This window comes from Flavobacterium flavigenum, from assembly GCF_027111255.2.
Lineage (GTDB): Bacteria > Bacteroidota > Bacteroidia > Flavobacteriales > Flavobacteriaceae > Flavobacterium > Flavobacterium flavigenum.
Genome location: NZ_CP114285.2, coordinates 3796105 through 3820600, shown reverse-complemented (window position 1 = coordinate 3820600; position 24496 = coordinate 3796105). Strand labels below are relative to the sequence as shown.

20 protein-coding genes are annotated in these 24496 nt (G+C 33.7%); 2 read left to right on the top strand and 18 right to left on the bottom strand.

Going from position 1 to position 24496, the window contains the following annotated elements; translation table 11 throughout:
• Positions 1 to 2: 2 nt before the first annotated feature.
• The 5 genes from OZP09_RS15835 to OZP09_RS15815 all read right to left on the bottom strand — a co-directional run bounded on the left by OZP09_RS15835 (position 3) and on the right by OZP09_RS15815 (position 5901).
• A complete protein-coding gene (locus tag OZP09_RS15835; RefSeq protein ID WP_269234687.1) occupies positions 3 to 1454 on the bottom strand; it encodes a TolC family protein in 1452 nt (483 codons plus the stop codon).
• Between the two features lie 79 nt (positions 1455 to 1533).
• Positions 1534 to 2655 carry an efflux RND transporter periplasmic adaptor subunit gene (locus OZP09_RS15830; protein ID WP_281309644.1) on the bottom strand — a complete coding sequence of 374 codons (1122 nt, stop codon included), beginning with the start codon at positions 2653 to 2655 and terminating at the stop codon, positions 1534 to 1536.
• 39 nt (positions 2656 to 2694) lie between these two features.
• Complete coding sequence (locus OZP09_RS15825) at positions 2695 to 3960, bottom strand: ABC transporter permease (protein WP_269234685.1); 1266 nt, start codon at positions 3958 to 3960, stop codon at positions 2695 to 2697.
• 2 nt (positions 3961 to 3962) lie between these two features.
• A complete protein-coding gene (locus tag OZP09_RS15820; protein WP_281309643.1) occupies positions 3963 to 5207 on the bottom strand; it encodes an ABC transporter permease in 1245 nt (414 codons plus the stop codon).
• Positions 5200 to 5901 (bottom strand): ABC transporter ATP-binding protein, encoded by a 702-nt coding sequence (locus tag OZP09_RS15815; RefSeq protein ID WP_243236237.1) that lies wholly within the window; start codon positions 5899 to 5901, stop codon positions 5200 to 5202. Before OZP09_RS15815 ends, OZP09_RS15820 begins: the two co-directional genes overlap by 8 nt.
• 175 nt (positions 5902 to 6076) lie before the next feature.
• Between OZP09_RS15815 and OZP09_RS15810 the strand changes: the two genes are divergently transcribed.
• The gene (locus OZP09_RS15810) at positions 6077 to 7483 is read left to right on the top strand and encodes a DUF4403 family protein (RefSeq protein ID WP_269234684.1); all 1407 of its coding nucleotides are present in this window, start codon (positions 6077 to 6079) and stop codon (positions 7481 to 7483) included.
• 39 nt (positions 7484 to 7522) lie between these two features.
• The gene (locus tag OZP09_RS15805) at positions 7523 to 8116 is read left to right on the top strand and encodes a hypothetical protein (RefSeq protein ID WP_281309642.1); all 594 of its coding nucleotides are present in this window, start codon (positions 7523 to 7525) and stop codon (positions 8114 to 8116) included.
• Here OZP09_RS15805 and OZP09_RS15800 read toward each other — a convergent pair.
• The 13 genes from OZP09_RS15800 to sov form a co-directional block, all read right to left on the bottom strand.
• Positions 8113 to 8382: a hypothetical protein gene (locus OZP09_RS15800; RefSeq protein ID WP_269234682.1), complete on the bottom strand. Its 270-nt coding sequence runs from the start codon at positions 8380 to 8382 to the stop codon at positions 8113 to 8115. The two genes, OZP09_RS15805 and OZP09_RS15800, sit on opposite strands and share 4 nt — an antisense overlap.
• Positions 8372 to 8914: a DUF420 domain-containing protein gene (locus OZP09_RS15795; RefSeq protein WP_281309641.1), complete on the bottom strand. Its 543-nt coding sequence runs from the start codon at positions 8912 to 8914 to the stop codon at positions 8372 to 8374. The genes OZP09_RS15800 and OZP09_RS15795 overlap by 11 nt, the downstream gene beginning before the upstream one ends.
• Position 8915: 1 nt before the next feature.
• Complete coding sequence (locus OZP09_RS15790) at positions 8916 to 9605, bottom strand: SCO family protein (RefSeq protein WP_269234680.1); 690 nt, start codon at positions 9603 to 9605, stop codon at positions 8916 to 8918.
• A gap of 12 nt (positions 9606 to 9617) precedes the next feature.
• Complete coding sequence (locus tag OZP09_RS15785; protein WP_269234679.1) at positions 9618 to 10259, bottom strand: hypothetical protein; 642 nt, start codon at positions 10257 to 10259, stop codon at positions 9618 to 9620.
• A 77-nt stretch (positions 10260 to 10336) separates the two neighbouring features.
• Positions 10337 to 10687 (bottom strand): cytochrome C oxidase subunit IV family protein, encoded by a 351-nt coding sequence (locus tag OZP09_RS15780; RefSeq protein WP_269234678.1) that lies wholly within the window; start codon positions 10685 to 10687, stop codon positions 10337 to 10339.
• Positions 10688 to 10705: 18 nt separating this feature from the next.
• Positions 10706 to 11692 carry a cytochrome c oxidase subunit 3 gene (locus OZP09_RS15775; protein WP_269234677.1) on the bottom strand — a complete coding sequence of 329 codons (987 nt, stop codon included), beginning with the start codon at positions 11690 to 11692 and terminating at the stop codon, positions 10706 to 10708.
• Positions 11693 to 11734: 42 nt separating this feature from the next.
• Positions 11735 to 12322 carry a cytochrome c oxidase subunit 3 gene (locus OZP09_RS15770; RefSeq protein WP_269234676.1) on the bottom strand — a complete coding sequence of 196 codons (588 nt, stop codon included), beginning with the start codon at positions 12320 to 12322 and terminating at the stop codon, positions 11735 to 11737.
• Between the two features lie 2 nt (positions 12323 to 12324).
• Positions 12325 to 13227 carry a heme o synthase gene (gene cyoE / locus OZP09_RS15765; protein ID WP_281309640.1) on the bottom strand — a complete coding sequence of 301 codons (903 nt, stop codon included), beginning with the start codon at positions 13225 to 13227 and terminating at the stop codon, positions 12325 to 12327.
• A 154-nt stretch (positions 13228 to 13381) separates the two neighbouring features.
• Entirely contained in the window at positions 13382 to 15523 is a 2142-nt protein-coding gene (locus OZP09_RS15760) for a gliding motility protein RemB (protein ID WP_269234674.1), read from the bottom strand.
• Positions 15523 to 16266, bottom strand: coding sequence for a deoxyribose-phosphate aldolase (deoC, locus tag OZP09_RS15755; RefSeq protein ID WP_269234673.1), 744 nt, complete (start codon positions 16264 to 16266; stop codon positions 15523 to 15525). The genes OZP09_RS15760 and deoC overlap by 1 nt, the downstream gene beginning before the upstream one ends.
• A 75-nt stretch (positions 16267 to 16341) precedes the next feature.
• Complete coding sequence (locus OZP09_RS15750; RefSeq protein WP_223679620.1) at positions 16342 to 16725, bottom strand: VanZ family protein; 384 nt, start codon at positions 16723 to 16725, stop codon at positions 16342 to 16344.
• The gene (gene gcvH, locus OZP09_RS15745) at positions 16718 to 17098 is read right to left on the bottom strand and encodes a glycine cleavage system protein GcvH (RefSeq protein WP_269234672.1); all 381 of its coding nucleotides are present in this window, start codon (positions 17096 to 17098) and stop codon (positions 16718 to 16720) included. Before gcvH ends, OZP09_RS15750 begins: the two co-directional genes overlap by 8 nt.
• 83 nt (positions 17099 to 17181) lie before the next feature.
• Positions 17182 to 24477, bottom strand: coding sequence for a T9SS outer membrane translocon Sov/SprA (gene sov / locus OZP09_RS15740; RefSeq protein WP_281309639.1), 7296 nt, complete (start codon positions 24475 to 24477; stop codon positions 17182 to 17184).
• Positions 24478 to 24496: the final 19 nt, after the last annotated feature.

Below are 24496 nucleotides of genomic sequence, written 5' to 3'. Positions count from 1 at the left end.
AATTAGTTTTTGATAATTGGGACAATTGGAATTCCGAAGTAGAATTCAAGTATCTTTATTTTAAACATGTAATCGTATTTTGCTCTAATTACATCTGATTGTGCGTTCGTTAACAAGGTTTGTGCCTGAGTAAAATCGAAAGAGTTCATCAAGCCAACATCATACTTTTCTTTTGCATAATTATAAGACTGTTGTCTTGCTTCTAAAGTTATCGTTGCTGATTCATAAGCATTTAACGCTCCTTTTGCATCCGTAAAAGCCGTATAAACATTACGCTGCAAATCTAAACTTTTTTGTTCAAGATCAATTTTAGATTTTTCCAGGCTTACTTTGTTACGCTCTACATTATTTCTTGCAGAGAATCCGTTGAAAATCGGAATAGATAACTGAACTCCAAAAGACTGTCCTTTATTATTATCAAACTGATCCAGAATAGGCGCCGCATTTCCTAAAACAGGGGAGTAATTATTCTGTAACACAGACTGATTAGTTCCTTCAACAAAGCCTATTTGGTTGGTTGGATTTGCCGTATTTAAAGTAGATCCTGTAATAATTTCTGAATAACTTGCTCTGGTATTAAAGTTATAAAAAGCACTCAAAGTTGGCTGATAAGCTCCTTTGGCAATGGATACATTTTTTTGCGCAATTTCCAGATTAGTTTGTGCAAGCTTTAATTCTGTTCTTGTTTCCTTTGCCTTATTATAAATATCAGTTGGATTTTGAGCCATGATGTTATTTTCATCCTGTACATTTGTATTATCGATAACATCAAAATCAGCAAATTCTTTAAGTTGTAATAACTGAGCCAAACTTAATTTAGAAATTAACAAACTATTCTCAGCTACAATAATAGCTTGTTGATCTGTTGCCACAGTAGCTTTTAAATCGAATAAATCTCCACGAGGAATTGTACCCGCATTTACCATTTCTTCTGAACGCTTAAATCGTTTTTCATCAATAGCGAGCTGTTCCTTTTTTACTTTTAAATTTTCCTTATTGAAAAGAATTTCTAAAAATGCATTGGCGACATTTAATGAAATATCTTCTTGCATCTTTAACAATTGATATTTTGAAGCAACTATAGAAAGTTTAGCTCTTCTATAAGTATTCTGATTTTGTAAACCCTTGTAAATATCAACACCAACACTCGCCCCAATTGATGAATATTGTGTAGTTTGATTTTCAAGCAATCCTGTTGTAATATTTTGATTTAATCCAATATTCCATGAATGTGAAGCATTTGCATTTACAGCAGGCAGATAATTTCCTAGAGCTCCTCTTTTATCTATGACAGAATTCTTAACATCTAATTCAGATAGTTTGATTGTGATATTATTATCCAGCGCATAACGTACACATTCTTCCAGTGTCCATTGTTTTGTTTGAGCCTGTGTAGATAATGCTAATCCAAACAGGAGAGCAAAAACAAAACTATTACATTTATTTATTTTCATATATTTTGAAATGAAAGCACAGCAGATACCATGCAAATTTAACGTTTTATAAGTCCAAAAATCGCTTTAAATAATCAAATTATTTTTTTTCGCCTTCTCCCTCATTGATGAGTCCCTGATTCCATATTTTAATTTTATCAGATGCCTTAACACCGCTTTTAATCTGAACATAAATCCCGTCACTTACACCCAGAACTACATCTTTTCTTTGGAACTTTTGAGGTGCTGTTTCGATTTCAACATAAGGTTTTTGAGTTTTTTTGTCAAACTGAACCAATGATTCTTTAATAGCCAAAACTTTGTCTGCTTTCTCTAAAATAATAGAAGCATTTGCACTTAAGCCAGCTCTGATAAAAGTGGCATCATTGTTTTCTAAAGAAGCTTTGATCTCAAACTGGATAGCTCCGTTTTCAACTACTCCCTTAGGAGCTATATAGGTTAAAACAGCCGTGAATTTTTTGTTTTCAATTGCTCCAATTGTAATTTCAATAGGCATTTTTTCTTTTATTTTACCTACTTCTGATTCATCAATTTTTCCAACGAAAATCATTCTTCCAACATCTGCCACGCTTGCTATTGTAGTTCCTTCATTAAAATTATTACTTTCAATAACCTGATTCCCAACTTTTACAGGCACGTCTAAAACCATTCCGTTTACAGTAGAACGAATCAGTGTATTAGCATAGCTTCCTAATGAAGATGTAGTTCCTGTTTTTACGATATCCAGACTTTGTTTTGCTGACAGATAATTTTGTTTTGCCTGTTTATAAGCTAGCTGGGCTGCATCAAAATCATTTGCAGAAATTACATCTTTATCAAATAATGTTTTTTGTCTCTGATAGATTTTCTCCTGATTGTCTAATGCAATTTTAGCGGTCTGAACCTGATTTTGAGTACTGCTTACATTAGAAACATTAGCAACAACCCTGATTTTTGCAATCATATCCCCGGCTTTGATTTTTTCACCCGCCTTAATGTAAACAGATTCAATAATACCTGAAATATTAGGTTTGATCAGAACCTCTTCATCTGGCTGGATATTTCCTGTTGCAATCGTATTTTTTACAATCGTTTTAATTTCAGCTTTTTCAGTTTTAAAAACAACTGGCGACTCCTGATTTTTAGCATACAGATAATAAAGTGCGCCAAAGAAAACTATAGCAATAAAAATTAAAATGGTTACGGTTACTCCTTTTTTCATTTTGTTAGTTGTTAATTCGATTATATTTTGATTGATAATTTATTCTGTTCGTAAAGCATCTACCGGTTTTACATTGATTGCGGTCTGCGCCGGTATAAATCCTGCGAGTAATCCTGAACCCACAAGAATTAATAAGGCTACAAATACTACCCTTAAATCTACACTAGGATTTGCAAACATGGTATTGCTGTTTGGAGGCATTGAATCTAAAAACATATTCAAAAGTGCAATAAGCCCTGTTGCTACAGCAATTCCTAGCATACCTGAAATGATGGTTAAAAATATTGATTCTGACAAAATTTGTCCTCTTATAGCTGCTGGAGTTGCTCCTAACGCCCTTCGAATTCCAATTTCTTTAGTTCTTTCTTTTACCACAATAAGCATAATATTGGATATACCAATTACGCCTGAAATCAAAACCAAAGTCCCTACAAAATAGGCAATGATTTTTAAAATAGTAAAAAGACTTTGTACCTTGTTAAATTGTTCGTACAAATCGAAGTTTCCTACGGCACGATCATCTTTAGGATTTATAGAATGAAGTGCTTTTATTTTGTTCAAAATCTTTGGCTTTAAATCTGTAATAGAGGTTTCATCTTTTGCAGTAAGTGCCATCCAGCCTACTTTATCCCCATAATTAAAAGACTGCTGAAAAGTAGTAAAAGGAATAAAAATGTTTTTTTGCTCCTGCTCTGCATTCCCTCCCTGCTGTTTCGATTTATAAACCCCAACAACCATAAAATTTATTCCGTTAATTTTCACATAAGTGCCAACAGCTTCTTCTTCTTTTCCATAAAGCTCCGCAATAACACCTTTTCCAATCACTGCTATTTTTCTTCTTTCAAGAATATCCTGCTGATTGATAAAACGTCCTTTTATGATATCCATTGGCTGTTGCTTAATCAGTTCGGGATAATCCCCATAAATGGTAAATGCCGAAGTTTTTGTTCCCCTAACCACATTATTTGTTCCGTTAAAATCACCTAATTGATTTCGTGGGGAAACATATAATAAATCCGGAAAAGCCTCTCTTAAAGAAGCAACGTCACTGTTTCTAAAATCATAACGACGCACCTTTGGCAAGCCTTTGTAGGCTTTTGATGTTGTCTGGCTCCACATAAACATGGTATTTGTCGCTATTCCGTCAAACCCTTTTTTTACACCATTTTCAAGTCCGTTCCCTGCAGCAAGTAATATTACTAAAATAAATATGCCCCAAAACACCCCAAATGCAGTTAGAACCGTTCTGAAAACGTTGGCGGTTAAAGCCTGTAAAATCTCATCCCAATTATCTTTACTAAACATATTTATTCGTCTCTAAGTGCTACAATAGGTTTTATTTTAGCGGCTCTGTATGCTGGAAAAAAACCAGCCATCGCTCCTGCAAATACAAGCAAAACTAGCGTTGTTAAAGCCACTCCAAAATCTACTTCAGGATTTCTGAAATATTCACTCTGAACCATTGGCCCAACAAATTCTAATAATAAAAGACTTGCCAATAAACCTGTAAAACCTGCTATAGTAGTTATAAAAATAGACTCATGAAGAATCATAGAAATAATAGAAAACGGTGATGCTCCCAGCGCTTTTCTAATTCCAATCTCTTTTGTTCTTTCTTTTACAACAATAAGCATAATGTTACTTACTCCAACTACTCCGGCGATGATGGTACAAATACCCACCCACCAAAAAAACAGTCTGATAAAAAGATTTAAATCATAAAATTGTTTAGCTTCTTCTACCGAATTATAAGCACGTATTCCACTATCATCATCAGGTGCAACGACATTTTTGCTTTTTAATAGTGCCTTTACTTCTTCTGTAAATTTTTTTGATTGTGCTAAAGCTTCATCATAATTCATTTTTTTATTTAAAACAAACTGCATACCGTTTATTTTATCTCCTGCACCAAAAGCCCGCTGATTGGTAGACATGGGCATATAAACCCTTGATTCTTCGCGTTCTCCTGAAGGATCTGTAAAAACCCCTATTACTTTAAAATTAATATTATTGACTAAAATCTCTTTCCCTATCGGATCTTCTTCTTTAAACAGGTCCTGCTTTACCTTCAAACCTATAGCTACTACTTTCTCATTATTTATCATATCGCTATTATTAATGAACCGTCCATTAATAATAGTCGCATTTTCAAGAGACAAATAATCCGGACTAATTCCTCTAAATTGGTAGTTCCCCGACTCTTTTCCATAACTTACAATCCCTCCCCAGGTATTGCGTACAGAAGATTTTTTATCAATCTCATCACCAAACTTTTTAACCGGAAGATCATAATCACTATTTCTTAACTGAATTTGCCTTCCTGGGTTAAGTCCTTTATATTGTTTGGTTGTTGTTTCGGACCAAACTTCAATTATCCCTTTGGCATCATTCTCGAACTGCTTTTCAATTCCGTTCTGAAGTCCCTTTCCCGCACCCAGTAAAATCACCAAAATAAAAATTCCCGAAGCAACAGAAACTCCTGTCAAAAAAGTTCTTAACTTGTTTTTGGAGATTGCTTCAAATATTTCCTGCCAACGCTCAATATTAAACATACGCTGAAGCTCTAACTTGTTCTACTTTCTTGTCATCAATGATTAATCCGTCTTTCAGGACTACATTTCTTTTGCACATTGCAGCAATATCAGGTTCGTGGGTAACAATCAAAATGGTTTTTCCCTCATCATTAATCCCCTGAATAAGTTCCATAACCTCATAAGAAGTTTTTGTATCTAAAGCACCAGTAGGCTCATCTGCCAGTAAAACTTTTGGGTTTGACGCCAGAGCCCTTGCAATTGCAACACGTTGTTTTTGCCCTCCTGAAAGTTCATTTGGCAAATGATGTGAATGCGACCCCAGACCAACTTTCTCCAAATATTTCATCGCAATATCATAACGTTCTTTTCTCTTAACACCCTGATAATACAAGGGCATTGCAACATTATCCAGTGCGGTTTTATAATTTATTAAATTGAAAGACTGAAAAACAAATCCTAAAAATTTGTTTCGATATCTGGAAGCAATTGTTTCATTAAGTTTTTTTATAGGAGTTTTATCCAGGATATAACTGCCAGAATCTGCTTCATCCAGAATCCCTAAAATATTCAGAAGGGTCGATTTTCCGGAACCCGAAGATCCCATTATGGCAACCAGCTCGCCTTCTTCTATATTAAAATTTATTCCTTTTAGCACATGCAATTCTGAACTCCCCATTTTATAGGACTTATGTAAATCTTTGATTTCAATCATAATACCGCTGAATTTTAAGACAATAATAACATTTTAATTACGTATTTTATGGTAAGAAAAAGTTAATAAATTTCGTATGACTTTTAGAATAAGACTACATTATTGACTAATTGTTACACTTTTTTCAAAGAATATAATTGTTTTCTTAATTTTGCTTCATTAAAAAAACCTTCAAATGAAATTTCTTTTTTCTTCAGTTCTTTTCATAATCTTAACATTATTCATCAGCTGTTCGACTTCTCAAAAGCTAGCCACTTTAAAACCTGAACCAGATGATGCAAGTCCTTTGATTTATGACAGTAATCCGTCTTTTATTAATTTACCAATCACGGTAAAATTAAAAGACATAGAAAATCAAACCAATGCTCTTTTAAACGGATTAATTTACGAAGATAATGACATTGAGGATGATGATATCGAAATAAAAATCTGGAAACAGGCGCCAATCAAAATTCAAAATGATCCTGCAAATGCAGATAAAAAGATAAAAACTATTTTACCCTTAAAAGCAAATATCAAATACAGAATTGGCACTAAAAAAATGGGCGTTGAACTTTATGACACACGTGAATTCAATTTAAACGGCATCATTACTTTATCAAGCGAGGTCACTTTGACAAACTGGAAACTCAATACAAAAACGGAGTTCAAATCCCTTGACTGGAGTGAAAGTCCAACGATGACTGTTTTTGGAAAAAACATGCCCATCACTTATTTAGCAAATCCGGCAATTTCAATGTTCAAATCCAAAATTGAAAAGAGCATAGATGATGCAATTGAAAAATCAATGGATTTTAAACCAAATGTTTTATCTGCTTTAGAAAAAATCTGCACTCCCTTTCAAATGAATGAAACTTATGAGAGCTGGCTCAGAATTGCGCCGGTAGAAATATACTCTACCAATGCGAAACTTAAAAACGATTCATTTTTACTGGATATGGGAATAAAATGTAATATGGAAACTGTTATTGGCAAACAACCCGAATCTAAATTTAATGCTTCAAAGATTGTTTTGAAACCAGTTGCTAAAATTCCAAATCAAATTACGACCAATATTGCTGCTATATCAAGTTATGTCGATGCCTCAAAAATCATGACTAAAAATTTTGCAGGACAGGAATTCGGTTCAGGAAGCAAAAAGGTAACTGTGAAAAATGTTGAAATTTGGCACAAAGATGCAAAAATGGTAATTGCACTGGATGTTATAGGATCTGTCAACGGAACCATATATTTAAACGGATTTCCTCAATATAAACCTCAGACCAAAGAAATTTATTTTGATAAACTTGACTATGTTTTAGATACCAAAAGCAAATTGATGAGAACTGCAAACTGGCTTGCTCAGGGTTATATCCTAAAAAAAATGGAAGAAAACTGCCGATATTCCATACAGTCTAATTTAGAAGAAGGTAAAAAAACCATGGCCGCTTATCTCAAAAATTATTCCCCAATGCCTGGTGTTTTTATTAATGGAAAAATGGAAGACATTCAGTTTGATAAAATTCAATTAACGAATCAGGCTATTATTGCTTTTATCAAAATAAACGGAACAGTAAATGTTTCTGTTAACGGATTGAAATAAAGTTAAAAGCAAAAAACAAACCTATCTATTATTCTTCAAATGAAATTAATAATCCAACTTTTATTTTTATTTTTTTTCAACTTTACAGTTAGCCAGGATTACAGAGAAGCCACCATACTCTTTAATGACAGTAGTTCCGTAAAAGGTTATGGAGAAATTAGAAATAACGCTATTTATTTTAAGGTCCAACAAAAGGACAAACCAAGTAAATGGAGTTTTGATATAACTAAAGGATTACTTTTTTCGGGATATGGTTATTCTGAAAAATACGAATACGTCAAATTTGAGAAAAATACAAATCCTAAAATAATGGAAGTTATGGAAGAAGGGAGACTAACTTTATACAGGTTTTCAAAATCAGTCTACAGAAATAATGGATTTACATCTCAAAATGGCTTAATGAACAGTTTTTTAACTGAAGGTTTAAAAGAAACCTATTATGTAAAAAGAAAAAATGAAGAGTTAGCGACCGATATTTCTTTTAGTTTTAAATTCCGTTCAAAAATATATTTTTCAGATTGCGAAAAAATAATTCAAAAGATTAATAAAGGAAAGTTTACCAAAAATAACATTCCTGAAATAGTTTATTACTATAATGACTATTGTGATGAAACCGAAGATAATATAAATTAAACTTTACCTTTCTTTGATTGATACATTCTGTAAATCAAAACTCCAATTATAGCAACCAGTAAATAAGGAATTACCATTAGATAAACAATTCCGTCATTAACAGCTTCTGCCTTTTTTATATTGGATTCACCTGAAAGAGCAGCTCGACACATCGCACATTGAGCATTCGTAGAAATTCCAATAAAGAAGAAACAAATTACAAAGAGAATCGCTCGAAGTTTGGAATTTGGAATTTTAAAACTTTTTATTTTTTTATTAGTGTACATAATAAGGAGAAATCATTAAATAAACTATTACACCTGTAACAGCAACATATAACCAAAGCGGAAACGTAATTTTAGCAATTTTTCTATGCTTATCAAATCGTTTTGCAAAAGCTCTAACATAAGTGATCAAAACCAAAGGAATAATAGCAATCGACAATAATATGTGAGTGATCAAAATAAAGAAATAGATTAATTTAATAACTCCTTCTCCTCCAAATTTTGTTGAATCAGCCGTCATGTGATAGGCTACATACATTACTAAAAATGCTACAGATAATCCGATTGCTGTTGTCATTAAACGCTCATGGGTTTTCTGATTCCCTTTTTTAATTGCAATAACAGCCAAAACCAAAACAACAGCCGTAATACCATTTATAGCTGCATATATTGGAGGCAAAAACGAAAGTGGTTCTACATTATATCCAAAATCTTTAAGTTTTACACCAAATAAAATGGCTACCACAACCGGAATTACGATTGAAACTGCAATGATAAATTTATTGTATTTTTTTTCTAATGAATGATCTTCCATTTTATTCTTCTAATAATATTTTAATATCCTGTTGAATGTCTCTTACTCCTTTTTTATCTAATCCGTCATAATATAAAATTGGATTCCCAAAGTCATCTTTTCTGCAACGGATGTTTCCTTCTTTATCAATTAAGGCAAATAATCCTGAATGCTCAAATCCTCCGTTCACTTTTGCATTTTCACCTGCATAAAGATTAAACCCTTTGTTTGACAAATCCATGATTGCTTTTTTATCTCCTGTTAGAAAATTCCATGTAGAAGATTTCACACCTAGCAATTTTCTATGCTCTTTTAATACCTGCGGCGTGTCATGAGCTGGATCAATAGTAATAGAAACAATTCCAAAATTAGGATTTCCAAAAAAAGTCTTTTCAATCTCTAACATACTCACATTCATCTTTGGACAAATAGATGGACAGGTTGTAAAGAAAAATTCTAAAACATAAACTTTTCCTTTGTAAGTTTCATTTGAAACCTTAACATTATCCTGATTAATTAGCTCAAATTTTGGAGCCTTTCCTATCGTCAGTAATTTTGCGTCTCCACCAGAACTTTTTTCACCTACGTTGTCTAACCGATTTCCTTTAACAACATCACCATTTTTGATTCTGTCAACAATTTTAGGCACAGCATAAATTCCGAAGATTAAAATGATAAACGAAATTCCGATATATGATTTATTTTTAAACATTATGATTGAAATTTAGAGTTGTTTAGTAGCATTATGATTCTTTTTGAGAGCTGCGCGGTATTCATAAAGAATAATTTTAAAGTCGTCCAGCATCTCGTTGCTCAGTTCAGAAGGATGAAAGGCATTATAGCCTTCTTTATACTCTTTATCATCTTTTCTCCCCCTTAAATTTCTTTCTTTATCAACGATAAAAACATTAGGAGTACCCAGATTTTCGTCCAGCTTCGCTTTTAAATGCAACTGATCATAAAACTTCTGAATATCTTCGTTTGATGCAAAAACAAAGTTCCAATTTTTCACATCTGTAAAAGGAGATAAAGCATCTACAATTTTCTGAGCTTGCTTTTCAGTTCCAAGCGGGCATAAAACTACAAACTGAAGATCTTCAAATCCGTTATAACGCTTGTAAATTTTTTCGTTTAAGTTAAAATAATTACCACGATTACTTAAAATATCGGAACCTGCAAAACCTAAAATCGTTATCTTTTTATCAAGTGAAATTTTTTTGCCATTTAAAGATTTCCAATTGCCAAAATCACTAATCTTTGGTGTAATTACAGGAAGTGTTGTAAAACTATTTACGCCGGAGGCAAAAAACAAATAGGCGACAATTGGCAAAACAAAAAGCACAAAGAGAACTATATTTTTTTTCATTGTAAGTGCGGAAATTATTGAGTACAAAAATAAAAAAAGCTCCGTTAAACGGAGCTTCTTTTCGAATTAATATCATGTTAAAAATTCCATTTAATAGTAGAATCTTTAAAAACCCCATAAATATAATGTCCTTCAGTTAAGAGAATGAACAATAAATACAGAACAAGGAAAATAACAGGCGATACAACAGACCATCTAAGACTGCTTTTTTCACCTTCCATGTGCATAAATGCCCATACAATAAAATATGCTTTGAAAATCGTCAGGATATAAAAAATCCAGTTCAACAAGTTCAAACCTACAAAATGATTAAATTCTAAAACGCCCGGTTTGTAGATACCTAAAATAACCTCTACAATAGTTACTGCTGAAAGTAAAAAGAAAACAGACCAGATTCTTTTTGTATTTGATACGTGCTCGTGTGACATAATAATTAAAATCTAAAATTAAACTAAGTAGAAAACTGTAAATACAAATACCCAAACTAAATCTACAAAGTGCCAGTATAAACCAACTTTCTCTACCATTTCGTAGCTTCTTCTCTTTTCGTAAGTACCTAATAATACATTAAAGAATATAATGATATTAATGATAACCCCGGAAAATACGTGGAATCCGTGGAATCCTGTGATAAAGAAGAAGAAATCAGCAAATAACTTGCTTCCGTATTCATTTCTTGTTAAGTTTGCACCTTCTACAACATATTTTGCAGTACTTAAACGAGACTCAGATTCTGCCCTTGTCAAAATTGTTTTTTTCTTTTTATCCGTAAGCTGTTCTGTTCTTATTAACAACTCTGGATGCGCTTTAAAACCTGCCTGCACTTCAGCAACTGTAAAGGTCGGCTGCGTTTCAGCATCCTCCATAAACCAGGTCGAATGGCTTCTTGTTAAAGCTTCTCTTTGTTCTGGCAACTTTACAGCAAATTTTTCAAGAGCAACTCTTTCACCATTTGCATCAACAAACTGCAACAAACTTCCACCTGCTGTTTCAATTGCTCCATATTCACCTTTTATGAAGTTTTTCCACTCCCATGCCTGAGAACCTACGAAAATAAAACCTCCAATAATAGTAAGGAACATATAAACTGCAACTTTTGTCTTTTTCAACTGATGACCTGCGTCAACCGCCAAAACCATTGTTACAGATGAGAAAATCAAAATAAAAGTCATTAAGGCCACATAATACATTGGAGCCGAAACACCATGCATAAATGGAAAGTGAGTAAACACTTCGTCAGCCAATGGCCATGTTTCAATAAATTTAAACCTAGAAAAACCATAAGCAGCAAGAAATCCAGAGAATGTCAAGGCATCTGATACGATAAAAAACCACATCATCATTTTACCATAACTTGCTCCTAATGGCTGGATATGCTCTCCGCCTCCCCAAGTTTTTTCGTCGTTATTTGCAGTAGTAACTGTCGCTTCCATAAAAGATATTCGTTAAAAAGTTCCCAAATTTACGTTTTTTTCTTATTTAAAGAAATATAAAAATAAAAATAAATAAACCCACAATAAGTCCAGAAAGTGCCAATACATCGCACCTAGTTCTATACCAAGAGTTTGAGTTGAATTGTATTTTTGTTTAAAATGATTATAAATTACAATTAAAAGAGAAATTAATCCCCCTGCAAGGTGCAATAAATGTGTAACAGTGACCACATAAAGAAAAGTAGTCGTTATAGAACTCCCTTTACCGGTAAAATAATATCCGCTTTTTACAATCTGGCCAAAACCTTCAAACTGCAAAACCACAAATGCAATGCCTAATAATAATGTAGCAAAAAGAAACCCTGTAGTAGCGCTTCTGTTATCTTTTTGAATGGCTTTTTTTGCCAAATGAAAAGCTATACTACAACCAATAATTACAGCTGTACTATAATAAAACGCAGATGGCAGTTCAAAATTCTTCAACCAGTCTGCCCTTGATTTACTTACTACAAATGCACTGGTAAGTCCGGCAAACATCATAGTCATGCTTACCATTGCGAATAACAAAATCAGTTTTGCCGATTTTGATTTTCTTACTTGTTCTTCACTTATTTTCATTGTCATTTCCATAACTATCTTAAAAATTTATCTACTATAAACACTATTTGCAGTAACGAAATATACGAAACACTTACCAGCATTAATGTTCTGGCCGATTTTGCAGTTCTTAACTGATACAAACGCACAGCATAAAACAACATCCAAAGTCCTAATAAAAAAACTACGATTGCAGCAGTTCGCGTAAGAAATAATTGTCCTGTATATCCTAACATTGGTAATAGCGACGCAATTATCAGCCAAATCGTATATAAAATAACCTGCAAAGCGGTTCCTTTGTCTTTTTTCCCTGTTGGAAGCATAAAAATACCCGCCTTTTCATAATCTTCATACAAAAACCATCCAATAGCCCAAAAATGAGGGAATTGCCAGAAAAACTGAATCAAAAACAAAGTACCTGCCTCTATCCCGAATTCACCTGTTGCCGCAACCCATCCTAACATAAATGGAATTGCCCCGGGAAAAGCCCCAACAAAAACAGACAATGAGGTTACCGTTTTTAAAGGCGTATAAACACTCGTATATAAAAATATTGAGACTGCTGCAAACATTGCAGACTTTGCATTGATCGTATATAACAAAACAATTCCTGTAATCGTTAGTAAACTTGCTACCAGCAAAGCCACTTTTGGGGACATTCGCCCTGAAGGAACCGGACGGTTTTTGGTACGATCCATTAAAGAATCAATATCTTTTTCGATTACCTGATTAAAAGCATTAGAAGCACCAACCATACAGTAGCCTCCAACCATTAAAACAGCTAAAACACTCCATTGAAAAGGATTTTCATTATTTACACCTAATAAATATCCTGCAATTGAAGAAAACAAAACACTGATAGCTAAACCAGCTTTCGTAATCTCTTTGAAATCCAGAAATATCGATTTAAGTGAAATTGTATTTTTAGTAGCGTTCAACCTGTAATTATTTGTCTATTTTTTTGAGTGGTGCAAATGTACAAATTAGATTATAGAATTCTGAACTATAAAATTAGAATTTTCAAATAAAAACCTTTGCAAAATAAGGACTTGCCAATCTTTAACACAATTATATCGAAAAGTCTTATTAATATTAATAATCAAAATACCAGTTGAAAAGATCAGAACGCAGTCCTATTGTAAACCAGGTCGTACTTTGTTTAAAAGTAGTTGCTGTATTCTGCATTGGGTCGAAATTTCTATAGATAAAACTTCCAAAAAGTTTCAGATTCGTCATTGGATTTATGAGATATCCTCCCTGAATATCGGCAATAAAAATATTGGTTTTATTACCCTGACCTATCTTTACGCCATTGTCATAAGGTCGTTTTTCTTCATAACTTTTATAAATATTACCTCCATAGTTAAAAGAATCTTCTGCGGTATCAAAATCAAAACCTCTTTTTCCCACAGTAAATTTCGCATCAGCAAAAAGACGTCCTTTATGATAACGGCCAATCGCAACGAGTTCTTCAAAATTACCGCCCCATTGATGACCAAGACTTTGATTATTGTGTGCATAATTAGTAATTACAGCGCTATGAGAATATACGTAAGGGCGAACATGATTATATTCTAACTGAAGAAGCAGATCCTTAATTTTAAAGGCGTTAAAATATTTAGCACCTAACTGATACCCAATTTTATTCTTCCAGCTGTTATCTGCTGCTTTTATATCTCCAAATGAAAACTCATCAATCAATAACTGCCCATACAAATTGACATTATTATTCCATTTGTATTTAGATGTAATTCCCAAAAGTGCATTACCGCTTTTAGAAGATGATGCAAACTCAACAGAACGATAAAATATAATCGGATTAACAAAATTTACATCAAAACCTCTTTTATTGGTATCTGTCCACACTACCGATTCAAAGAAACCTAAATTCAGTTTATTTGAAACATTCCAGCTCAGATAATGATTTGCCATGTATTTTGATGCATACGTTTTGTCAACTGTAGCCTCAGGACGAACATCTTTTAGCCACATATAGGTATTGGTGTATTTTATTTTCCAAAAAGTCGTATTAATTTTAAAGTAAGGATAAGGACTCGCTCCATCGCTTTCCAATAATGAACGATATCCGTCTCCGATAAAATTTCTTCCATAGCCTAAATGAAAATCGAAAAATTTACTTGGCGAATACGAAATATTTGCTTCCGCTAATGGAAAATCATACGAATCGGTTTTAAATTGTTTTGCAATTCCCATACCTGGAATAATCGCAGGATTTCCTCCTGAAGGCTTTAAAGAATTAGCATAATCATTAAAATATCCTGCAAATCTTCCCTGACTTTCAAAAATTGTGGTGGTGAAGTTGATTTGTTTTCCTAAACCTCCTCTAAAATTGATTGCACGTGTGTTTACATAAGTATAGGACGCATCCAGATCTGAAGCTTTACCCATTTGCAGATCAACAATTGGATTTAAAGACAACCAGTAATCTTCTCCCTGAATCTGAACCATATTTTCATTCCACCATTTTCTTCCTAACCAGGTAGAAGTCTTTTTTTGAAGCGACTCGTTTACTGCTTTTAAATTATAATATTTTGAAACTTCTGCATAAGTGTAAGGTTTGGATGCCGTATGGTTGTTACTCCCCACCTGATTCATAGCTGCATCAAACTGTGCATAATAACTGTGTGAAAAAGGAATATTCAAATGACTTTCGAATTCAGGATTATTGTATTTTTTATACACAATACTATCCAGTTCAGTCATTGGTTTTTCTATTGGTTTTAAAATTTCTGCGGCAGCAAGATTCTCGGCAGCAATCTGCTCTGAGCTTTTTAAGGGCACATCAATTGAAATGGTGTATTTAGAATAAGTTGCAGTACCATTATAAGTTGAAGGCTTTATATTTGGAAATATATCAAAAACACGTTTGGCTTCTTTCGCAAGATCGTCATTTGTCGCATTCACATAAATTACTTTAAAGACTCCATTTGCATCTACTTCAAACAGCACTTTAACTTCACCTTTATAATTTGACTGTTTCAAATTTTCCGGAACTTCAAAATTGTTATATACAAAATCATAAACTTCTTTATAAAAGCAGTTTTCCAGATTTTTAGACTCTAAATTTTCACAATTTGGAAAAACAGGGAAACGTTCAGCAGAAAAACCTGGCTTAACAGAAGATTTGATTGTTTCCTGAGAAAAAACAGACATGCATAATAACGTCAGACAGAACGTTAAAAAACTTTTATTCAAAATATTTTTGATTTTCATTAATATTCATTTGGGGTATTTTCTCCGTTTGCAATTGCTTTTGCAGATGAAGTGCCGATTCGTTTAACTCCTAATTCAATCATTTCCATTGCCTCTTTGTAAGTCTTAACACCTCCCGAAGCTTTTATCGACAATGGCGATGCATTTTCTAACATCATAATAATTTCCGGGATATTTGCGCCATTTGGAGAACCGTCCTCTGTTTTATAAAATCCGGTTGATGATTTAACAAAAACTGAAGCATAATCCTCTTCATTAAAATTCGAAATAACAACGTTTTTTATAAGGGATGAAAACTGAATGATTTGTTTTTCGTTCAAGGCTGCTGTTTCAATAATCCATTTTACAGTTTTATTGTTGGCCAGTCCTATTTGTGTTGCTATTAAAATCTCTTGTTTTATTAGGTCTGTGTCACCGTTTTTGAAGGCTTCATAATTACAAACAAAATCAAGATCATCTGCACCATTTGCTATTGCCTGATTCGCTTCTTTGATCTTTGTTTCCAAATCTGATTTGCCTTCCGGAAAATCAATAACAGTACCTACACTCAAATTTGAATTAGCCTCTAAAATCATTTCTTTGGCCAAAGCTACATATTCCGGCCGAATCATAATGACTTTAAACTCTTCATTAATAGCTTCAGTGATTGCATGTTGAACCACAATATCGTTTTCTATTTCTGAAATACCAGCCTGTGAAGCAGTCTTCAAGTAAGTGGAGTCTAAATATTGCCTGATATTCATATCATTAAGATTCTGAGATAGCGCAAAAATACATTTAAAATTTAGAAAATAAAAAACCCACCGAAGTGGGAATTATTATATTTTGTCAATTTGCTTTTTAAAAGCTATTGCCGTAAAAACTGCAGCTGTAGCTCCAATGGCATTACCTAAGATATCCGCAACATCTGCTGCTCTGGTTTTGGTAAAAATACCTTGTAATATTTCGATAGTTATTCCAAAAAAAACTGAAAATATAAAGGATATTAAGTAGGCTTTAAAATCATCCGTAGTCTTTCCTTTTAATTCTTTTTTGAAAAACAAAATCCATGAAATTGTAAAGCCAAAATGAAAACAGAAATGTACTATTTTATCAATGCTGGGAAAACTGACTGCAGGAATATTACTTGAGTCTGTCAGGCAAAGATAGGTAATTATCCCTGTGCAAATTATTGCCCACAATAAAAGCAGTTGTTTAGGCACCTATAAGTTGTTTGTATGCTTCATCTGATAATAATGAATCTATTTCTGAAGCGTTAGCAATTTTTACTTTAATCATCCATCCGGCTCCATAAGGATCAGAATTTACTGCTTCAGGAGCGCTTTCCAAATCTTCATTAAAAGCAATGATTTCTCCCGATAAAGGCAAGAATAAATCTGATACCGTTTTTACGGCTTCTACAGTTCCGAAAACTTCGTCTTTTTCAAGTGTCTGATCCAAAGTTTCTACTTCAACATACACGATATCCCCTAACTCTTTTTGAGCAAAATGAGTGATTCCTACTGTTGCAACATCCCCATCGATGCTAACCCATTCGTGATCTTTTGTGTACTTTAAATTTGCCGGTATGCTCATATTATTATGTTTGAAATTGATATTTAATTTTAAAGCAACAAATGTAACAATCTTCTAATTAAAATTAGTTTATAATAACAAAATTAATTTCCAAAATTATATCGAAGTGTAAATCCTGAACGAATGTTTGTTAGTGGAAATGATGTGGAAATAACTGCTTTCGAAAACGAATGATCGTAATAGAAAATAGCCGTAAGGTTCTTGCTGAAGGCATAATCTGCAGTAAGTTTTAATGACCAGATATTTTGTCCGGCTGCCAATTGATTATTATCATAATCTAAATAACGAACCAGAGTCTGGTTGTTTCTATATGAAAAATCTGCCTTGATATTAATATCGCTTTTTATAATTCCTGTTGGATTATCCGCCAGAGTTGATGAAAAAATTACATCTTTGAAACGATATCCTAAACCTACCACATATTCAAGACCTTTAACTTCTGTCAATAAATTATTATCAAAACTCATAGATAAAGCTCTGTCTTTCTTTACTTCTGTAAGCACCCTCAATGATCCTTTCAATTCGAAATCAACACGAATTAAAGGACTAAACTGTTCTACCAAATTGACATTTGACATAATAGTTTTGTTGTAAAAATTAGAAGTATTTGGATCCTGCATAGGATTTTCTATATTATCTGGATTTGCTATGGCTTTATCATAATCAAAATTCGATCTAAACTGATTAATCGTATAAGAAGCTCTGTAATTATGCTGTAAAGAAAAACGTTTAAACCTGTCTTTAAAATATTTATAACGCATCAATCCATTGTATTTTATACTCCAGTTCGGAATAGGAAAATTTCTAAAAATCCCTGTAGAGGTCTTAGAGGCATCACTACCTGAATAAGCGGCTAAAAAGGCTGGTAATAAAACAGCCTGATTGCTTTTTCCGAATCCAATTGGGTATCCTGCATTTGCTGTATAAATATCTCTTTTGCTTTTTTCAGGATCATTATTAAGATCAGTTGGCGGAGCTGGAATAGGGTTAGCAGCATCTCCATATCTCGGAACATTTCCTGCTCCATAATGTTCTTCAGCCAAACGATTTGCTATTATAAGACGGTTTTCCCTAAAATCATCAAAAGCTGCTGATACATTTTCATCACTTGCAGAAAACGCGGTTTTAATTAATACCGTGGAAATAGAAAACATTCCATAAGTATAAGGAGACAAAGGCGTATATTCACCATTGACAACACTATACTGCTCTGAAGAATTTTCAGAATAAGACCTGTCCATCGTCAAGTCTATTTTAAAATCCGGAAACAAATCAATATTTGCTGTTGCCTTCAAAAGCTTGTTATTAACCTGAGTATAATTTTGATTGAAATTATCATAAGTTGTCAGCCAGCCATTTTTAGCCGATTCATATCGTATATCATCCTGACTACCAAAAATAAATCCTAACGTTGGTTTAGAGGTCCCTAAAAACCCTATCCCGGGAGTGTAACCTGGCAAGACTGTTCCGCTGTTTTCTGTATAATTTATCTGAATATTTTTAACGCTGGTCAAAACCCCAATTAAACCATCATAAAACGGACTTCTCGTTGTCTGTGCTTTATTGGTATTCACTACTTTTTCCCCTGGTTTTGGTGGTCCTGCAGGTTTTGTTTTTGCTGCTTTTTTAGATCCGGGTGTCGTCAAACCTAAATACTTATACAAAGTAGTCATATTAAAAGTGGTACTTAAAGTATTTGAATTCGCATTCTGAATCGTATTACCTAAATCATATGTTGTAAAAGACCCATCTGGATTTTCTTCTTCGTATTGTGATAACGCAGTTGAAGAACGCTGCCAGTTGTAATCTGCAGTGTAAGAATAATTGGCTTTTATAAAACTAAGGACAGGCACTTTGTTAATTGGAATATCATAATTTAAAACCAGCTGTTGTGTATGCTGATTTGGTGTTCCAAGATCAAAATAATCATCCCAAATGCTAAAATCTTCTTTCGGAGTATTGTCATCATTCAGAAAGTTTTTAACAATGTTATTTGAGGATGCCGTATAATTTAATTTTAAAGATTTAGTCAGATTGAAACCGAATCCATATTGATAATTATGTGCAAAATTTCTTCTGTAAAGCGCATCAAGGCCAATTCCCTGGACATCTTCAACCTGTCTGAATTGCTGGCGATTACTTTGTCTGATAATATTACTATTAAAAGAAATATTAGATGGTAAATAATTAAAATTGAAATCGCTTAACAGTTTCCAATATTCACTTTTTTTCATGAATTTGGTCTGCTTGAAAGGAGTTATTTCTTTTGGCTGAAATGTATAAGCATAATTTACAGATGAATTTGACTGTTCATCCTCATAATCCTCGATTTCATAATCATGACGTTCAACCTGATTGTAAGATTGAGAGAAAGTAAAATTCTCAACATCATAAACATGTGACTTTTGTTCAGGTGCCCTGTCCTTTCTAACACCTATAAAATTTATACTTTTGCGTTTGGTATAATCTATAGCCCTGTTTTTAATATTATCTTTTTGAGCCTGATCTGTGGTTTCATCAAGCAATTGTTTCAACCTAATATCTTGATTAAAGGGATCATATTCAGGCGTAATCACTTCTTCTCCAATTGCATAATTAAACGGAAGGTTTATACCCCATTTTGGAGGAAGTAATTTTCCTAAATTCAAATTCGTAACAATATTATATTGCTGGATATCTTCACGGTCTCTTTCATTTGCACCTTCTTCAATAGATCCAAAACCAATTGTGCTTTTACGACCGGTTGCTGAAACTGTAGCAAAATCGGCCATATTCGTATCCACGTTCAATATGGCCGCCATACCACCTTTGTTTTCCATATCAGACAAACGAAGCTCATTGAACCACACTTCCCCTTTTATTCTTTTATCAACGGTATTACCATTTTTGATCCCCACCATTAAATTTCGGACCAAACCAAAATTAGGATTTCCTTTAATACCTAATCTCAACCTACTGTCCCCATCTCTTGAATTTACATCACCATTGATATCTCCATCTTCATCTGGATAATAAATCCCGTTTATATCACGCTTAGGAGAATTAATATTGACACTCATCCCTTTAATTTTCATCCTGGTGAGTAAATCAAGTGCCAGGTTCATTTCATTTGCTTGTGGCCAAACCAAGTCAGGATTTATACTACAGCCACCTCCAGTGACAGTTACTTTTAACGGAATTTCTACCTGATAGAAGTTTTCTGTAAAATCATTTCCAAATCGAATAAAGGCTACCATTTCATTGTCTGCAACACTTGCTTCACCCTCGAGAGATTCAGCATGAAGAAACATTTTCAGTTTTTTATACTGACGCATATCAATACTGACATTTTTAAATGCAGCTCTTGAATCCTGCGCTTCTAATCCGTTACCAGAAACACGTAATGCTAATGATTGTTCATTTTGATTGATAACCGTATTATTATTGTACAATTGTTCTCTTTGAACATTTGGCGGCATAACATAATTTACGGGGCATTTCGTACTGTTTTCCTGAATATTTACTGCCTGTACATCAAAATCAGTTCCGTCATTAGTTGGATCGGTATCAGCTTTATCCATAGTTCCTTCATATCTCCTCCACTCTCCTCTGACTAAATCTAATGCTCCAAAACGTACTGTAACCTGATCATTAAAGCCCGTCATAAACATTCTCATAAACCGTATAGACCTGAAATCAGAGATATTTCCAATAGTATTTTGAGGTTGTGCAACCGGTATTTTAAACTGGATCCATCTTGCTGTCGTACTGCCTCCATTAGGTAATTCAACATTATTTACCACTTTAATATCAGTAATATAATTTTGCCCAATAGCCATACCAGGTTTAACATCAATACTATATTCATAATATGCATTGATTGTATTCATAGTATTGTCACGATTAATATCTTCGACATCAGGCAAAGTTGTTGATCCTCGATTTGCATCATTTATATCTACAGGAGAGTTTCCTTCAACGCCATTATACTTTTTATATCGATCCTGAACACCTCCGGTTGTGTTTAAGAAATAGGTGTAATCGTCAGCTGCTGGATCTGATTCTGCAGCATAATTAGTATAAATGGCACCTTCCCTTCCATTAGGAAGACCATCTAAACCTACGTCCTGATTGGTTCTGTTTCCGGTATTATTATCAAAAGCATAAATTAAGGATTGCGAAGCCGGAACATCTCCCCAAATTGGCTTAACTACTAACTGATCCGGTCCAAGTCCGTTTTCATATTGTTTTCTTCCGTCTTTTAAAATATCTTCTGATACTTCTCCTAAATTAAAATATATTTTTCCGACATTAGAAGGCTGTGCTGATGCATTTCCTACATAAGGATCGAGTATCCAAAATTGAATATACTCGACATTGCTTTGTTCAAAATTGGTTGAATTTAAAGAACGCATAATCCCTCCAAAATTACCATTTACAGGATCTGAACCAAAAGTTGGATTGTTATTATAAGGTCCTCTTTCTGAAGGATAATAACTCAAATCAAGCGTATTAATTACCTGTAATTGACCTTGCGCAATATCTGTGTTTGGATATAATTCTTTGCTGTAAATTCTCCTTGTAGTATTTAAAGACAAATCGTCATTTGATATTCCGGATGGTTTTTGTGTGTAAAAAATAGGATCTATAGAATACCATGCGAGTTTAGCTCTTTTATGCCCATAACTAAGAGTATTGGAGTCTGCACCAAAAGTAGTATCTGTATCAGAATTAATAAATGGCGTAGAGGCAAGGCTCCAGGCGTAAGCAGATCGCATATCCACAGTAGATTGTGACCCCTCAAAATCATCTACATATATAGTAGCTTCTCCCTCAAAATCACTTGCTTTTGGGGCATCCGGTTTTAAAAAAGCAACTTCTCCTCTTATCGAAAGGGTTGAAGGCACATCTGTATCAATATTTGGCAGTTTATTTACTAATCTGGTGAAAAATGGAATTTCTGTAGAATAATTTCCATTAAATCCGAAAATTGTATTATTTACAGATTCCTGCCCATAACTCGATTTTTGAGTAAATGGTCTTTCTGTCATCTTCAAATAGGTTCCACCAATAAGAAATTTATCTGAAATTTTATGCTCAACATTGAATCCCATAAACCTTCTTGTCTGTTGACCAAAAACAGAATTATTCTCTAAGGAAACTTCTATTGGTGTATTTGAAGCCTGCAAAGACGCATCCAGAATCTGCACTCTTCCCAACTGATAATCGACGCTATAATCAATCCCTTCAACCAAAACTCTTCCACCGGCAGTAACTACCACAGAACCTTGCGGAACATTAAAGGCGCCAATTGGAATTCCATCACTTCCGGATGATTTATATTTTCCTCTTAATAAAAACTTATTTTTATCACTGTCCTGTAAAGCCCCAGACTGTGTAGTCCGATACATATTCCTAAACACATATTTCCTCTGGTTCGGATTATAAGTAGAAGGATCATTATAATTTTCTCCAGCAGCACCTGTGTTTAATTTATCAAATAATAACTTTCCAAATGGTTCTTTGGTAGTAAAAATAATTCGTCCGTTTTGCGCATCAAAAGTAATGCCTTGCAGATAATCAAAGAAACCATCTCCACCTGCCTGCGGATCATTATTGTAATTTAATCTATCCAGATTGAAAACTTTCAATAATGGTGTATCTTTTACTTCATTACCTGCGGTTGGATTAGAAGGAAAAGGATTTGCAGTATCAACCGGTGAAATATAATTGATTGGTGACGGATCAGTATAAAGGATATTAAATCTAAAATCGTCTTGTTTTATCTGATAAGCCCCGGGTATCTGATAGATGTTTTTCATCATCAGGTTCCAGACAGGATTATTAACATTCGTTAAACTGCTTTTCAGCATTTTCAAAATGAGACTTTGTGTGATAACGGCCTGATTGTTATTTTGAGAACTTCCTGTCACTACTGTACCATCAACTCCATCGCTACCAAACTCCCCTACCTGATATACTACTCCTCCAACAGTATATTCATAGGCTACTGCTAAAATCTCATCATTCGCCAAACGCTGCTGTAATGAAATATAACCTAACTGAGGATTAAAAGTATATTCGTTTGGGGTTAATTTTCTGGCATTTTCAAGGACTGAATAATCCCTTCCTTCACTTCTGTTAGGGTCGGCATTATTAAAACCATTTTTTGCAGTAACAATTTCTCTAATGTTTGAATTTAAATATGATCCAGGCTGACCAATTGCAGCCGGATCATATTTATTGTTTTCATTATCTGTAGGTGAATCAACAGGCTTATTAGTATTAAAAAAACCCGTTGAAGGATTTATAACAACGACTTCAGAATCAGGCAATCCTGTAAGCTGTGCTTCTCCCAAATCCTGAAGTGCAATAATGTTTCGCAAATTATTACTTGTTGTACTTACACGATTTTGTTTGTTTGTCACCCAAACTTCCAGTCTGGTAATTTGCACACGACTGTCAATAAAAGGGTAATTTCTAAGTGAAGCATCGTATTTATTTCTAAAATATTGTGATAAGAAGAAGTGCCTGTCATTGTCGTAATCCAGTGCGTATAAATCAAAGTTCTGAATTGTTCCGCCACCTTCAGCAACTATACTTTTTGTTTGCGATTTCTGCTCAGAGAAAACTCCTGTAACAGTTGTTTTTCCAAATTGAAGCTGTGTCTTAACACCAAATAAACTCTGTGCCCCACGAATTAAAGTACTGTTTAAAGGCATACTCACGTTACCTACTTCTACTTTCTGAATAATATCATCCTCTGTTGGAGTATAAGCAAGTTTGAAAAGATTTTGAAAAGCAAATGTAGATTGGGTATCATAATTAGCATTTACTTCTAATCTGGTACCTACCTTCCCCATTAAGCTCATACTTATTCTTTGGTCAAAATCAAAAGTAAGACTTGATCTGTTTCTTGGCGAAAATGAAGGATTATCCTGTTTGCTATATCGTAATCCCAAGTCCATTTCAACTGATCCTGTGGGCTTTACATCAATTGTATTACTTCCAAAAATAGATTCAAAAAGGCTCGAATTAATATAATATCTTGGCAATAAATCTTTTTTTGCGTTTTCACTACCTGCTTTTTTCCCGTCAACAGCGATCATTTTTTGCCTGAAATAATTTCTTCTGGATTCCTTAAGCAGTAAATCTTCGTATTGTTTTGGGGTTAAAACCAGTGGATAATCAATAGAAAAACCATCAACAGAACTCGTATAAATATAACGGTCTGTGGCAGGATCGTATTTGTACCCGGAAAGTACGCTTGGGGGATTTTCTAATTCTAGTTTTCCAACAGAAAATCCTGTTTTAGTAGTATCCTGAATTGTTGGATTTACCTGTGCATGCAAAGCATTGCCACAAAATAAAACCAGTAAAAAAAGTAAAATTTTACGCATACAATTCAAGTGTCTTAAT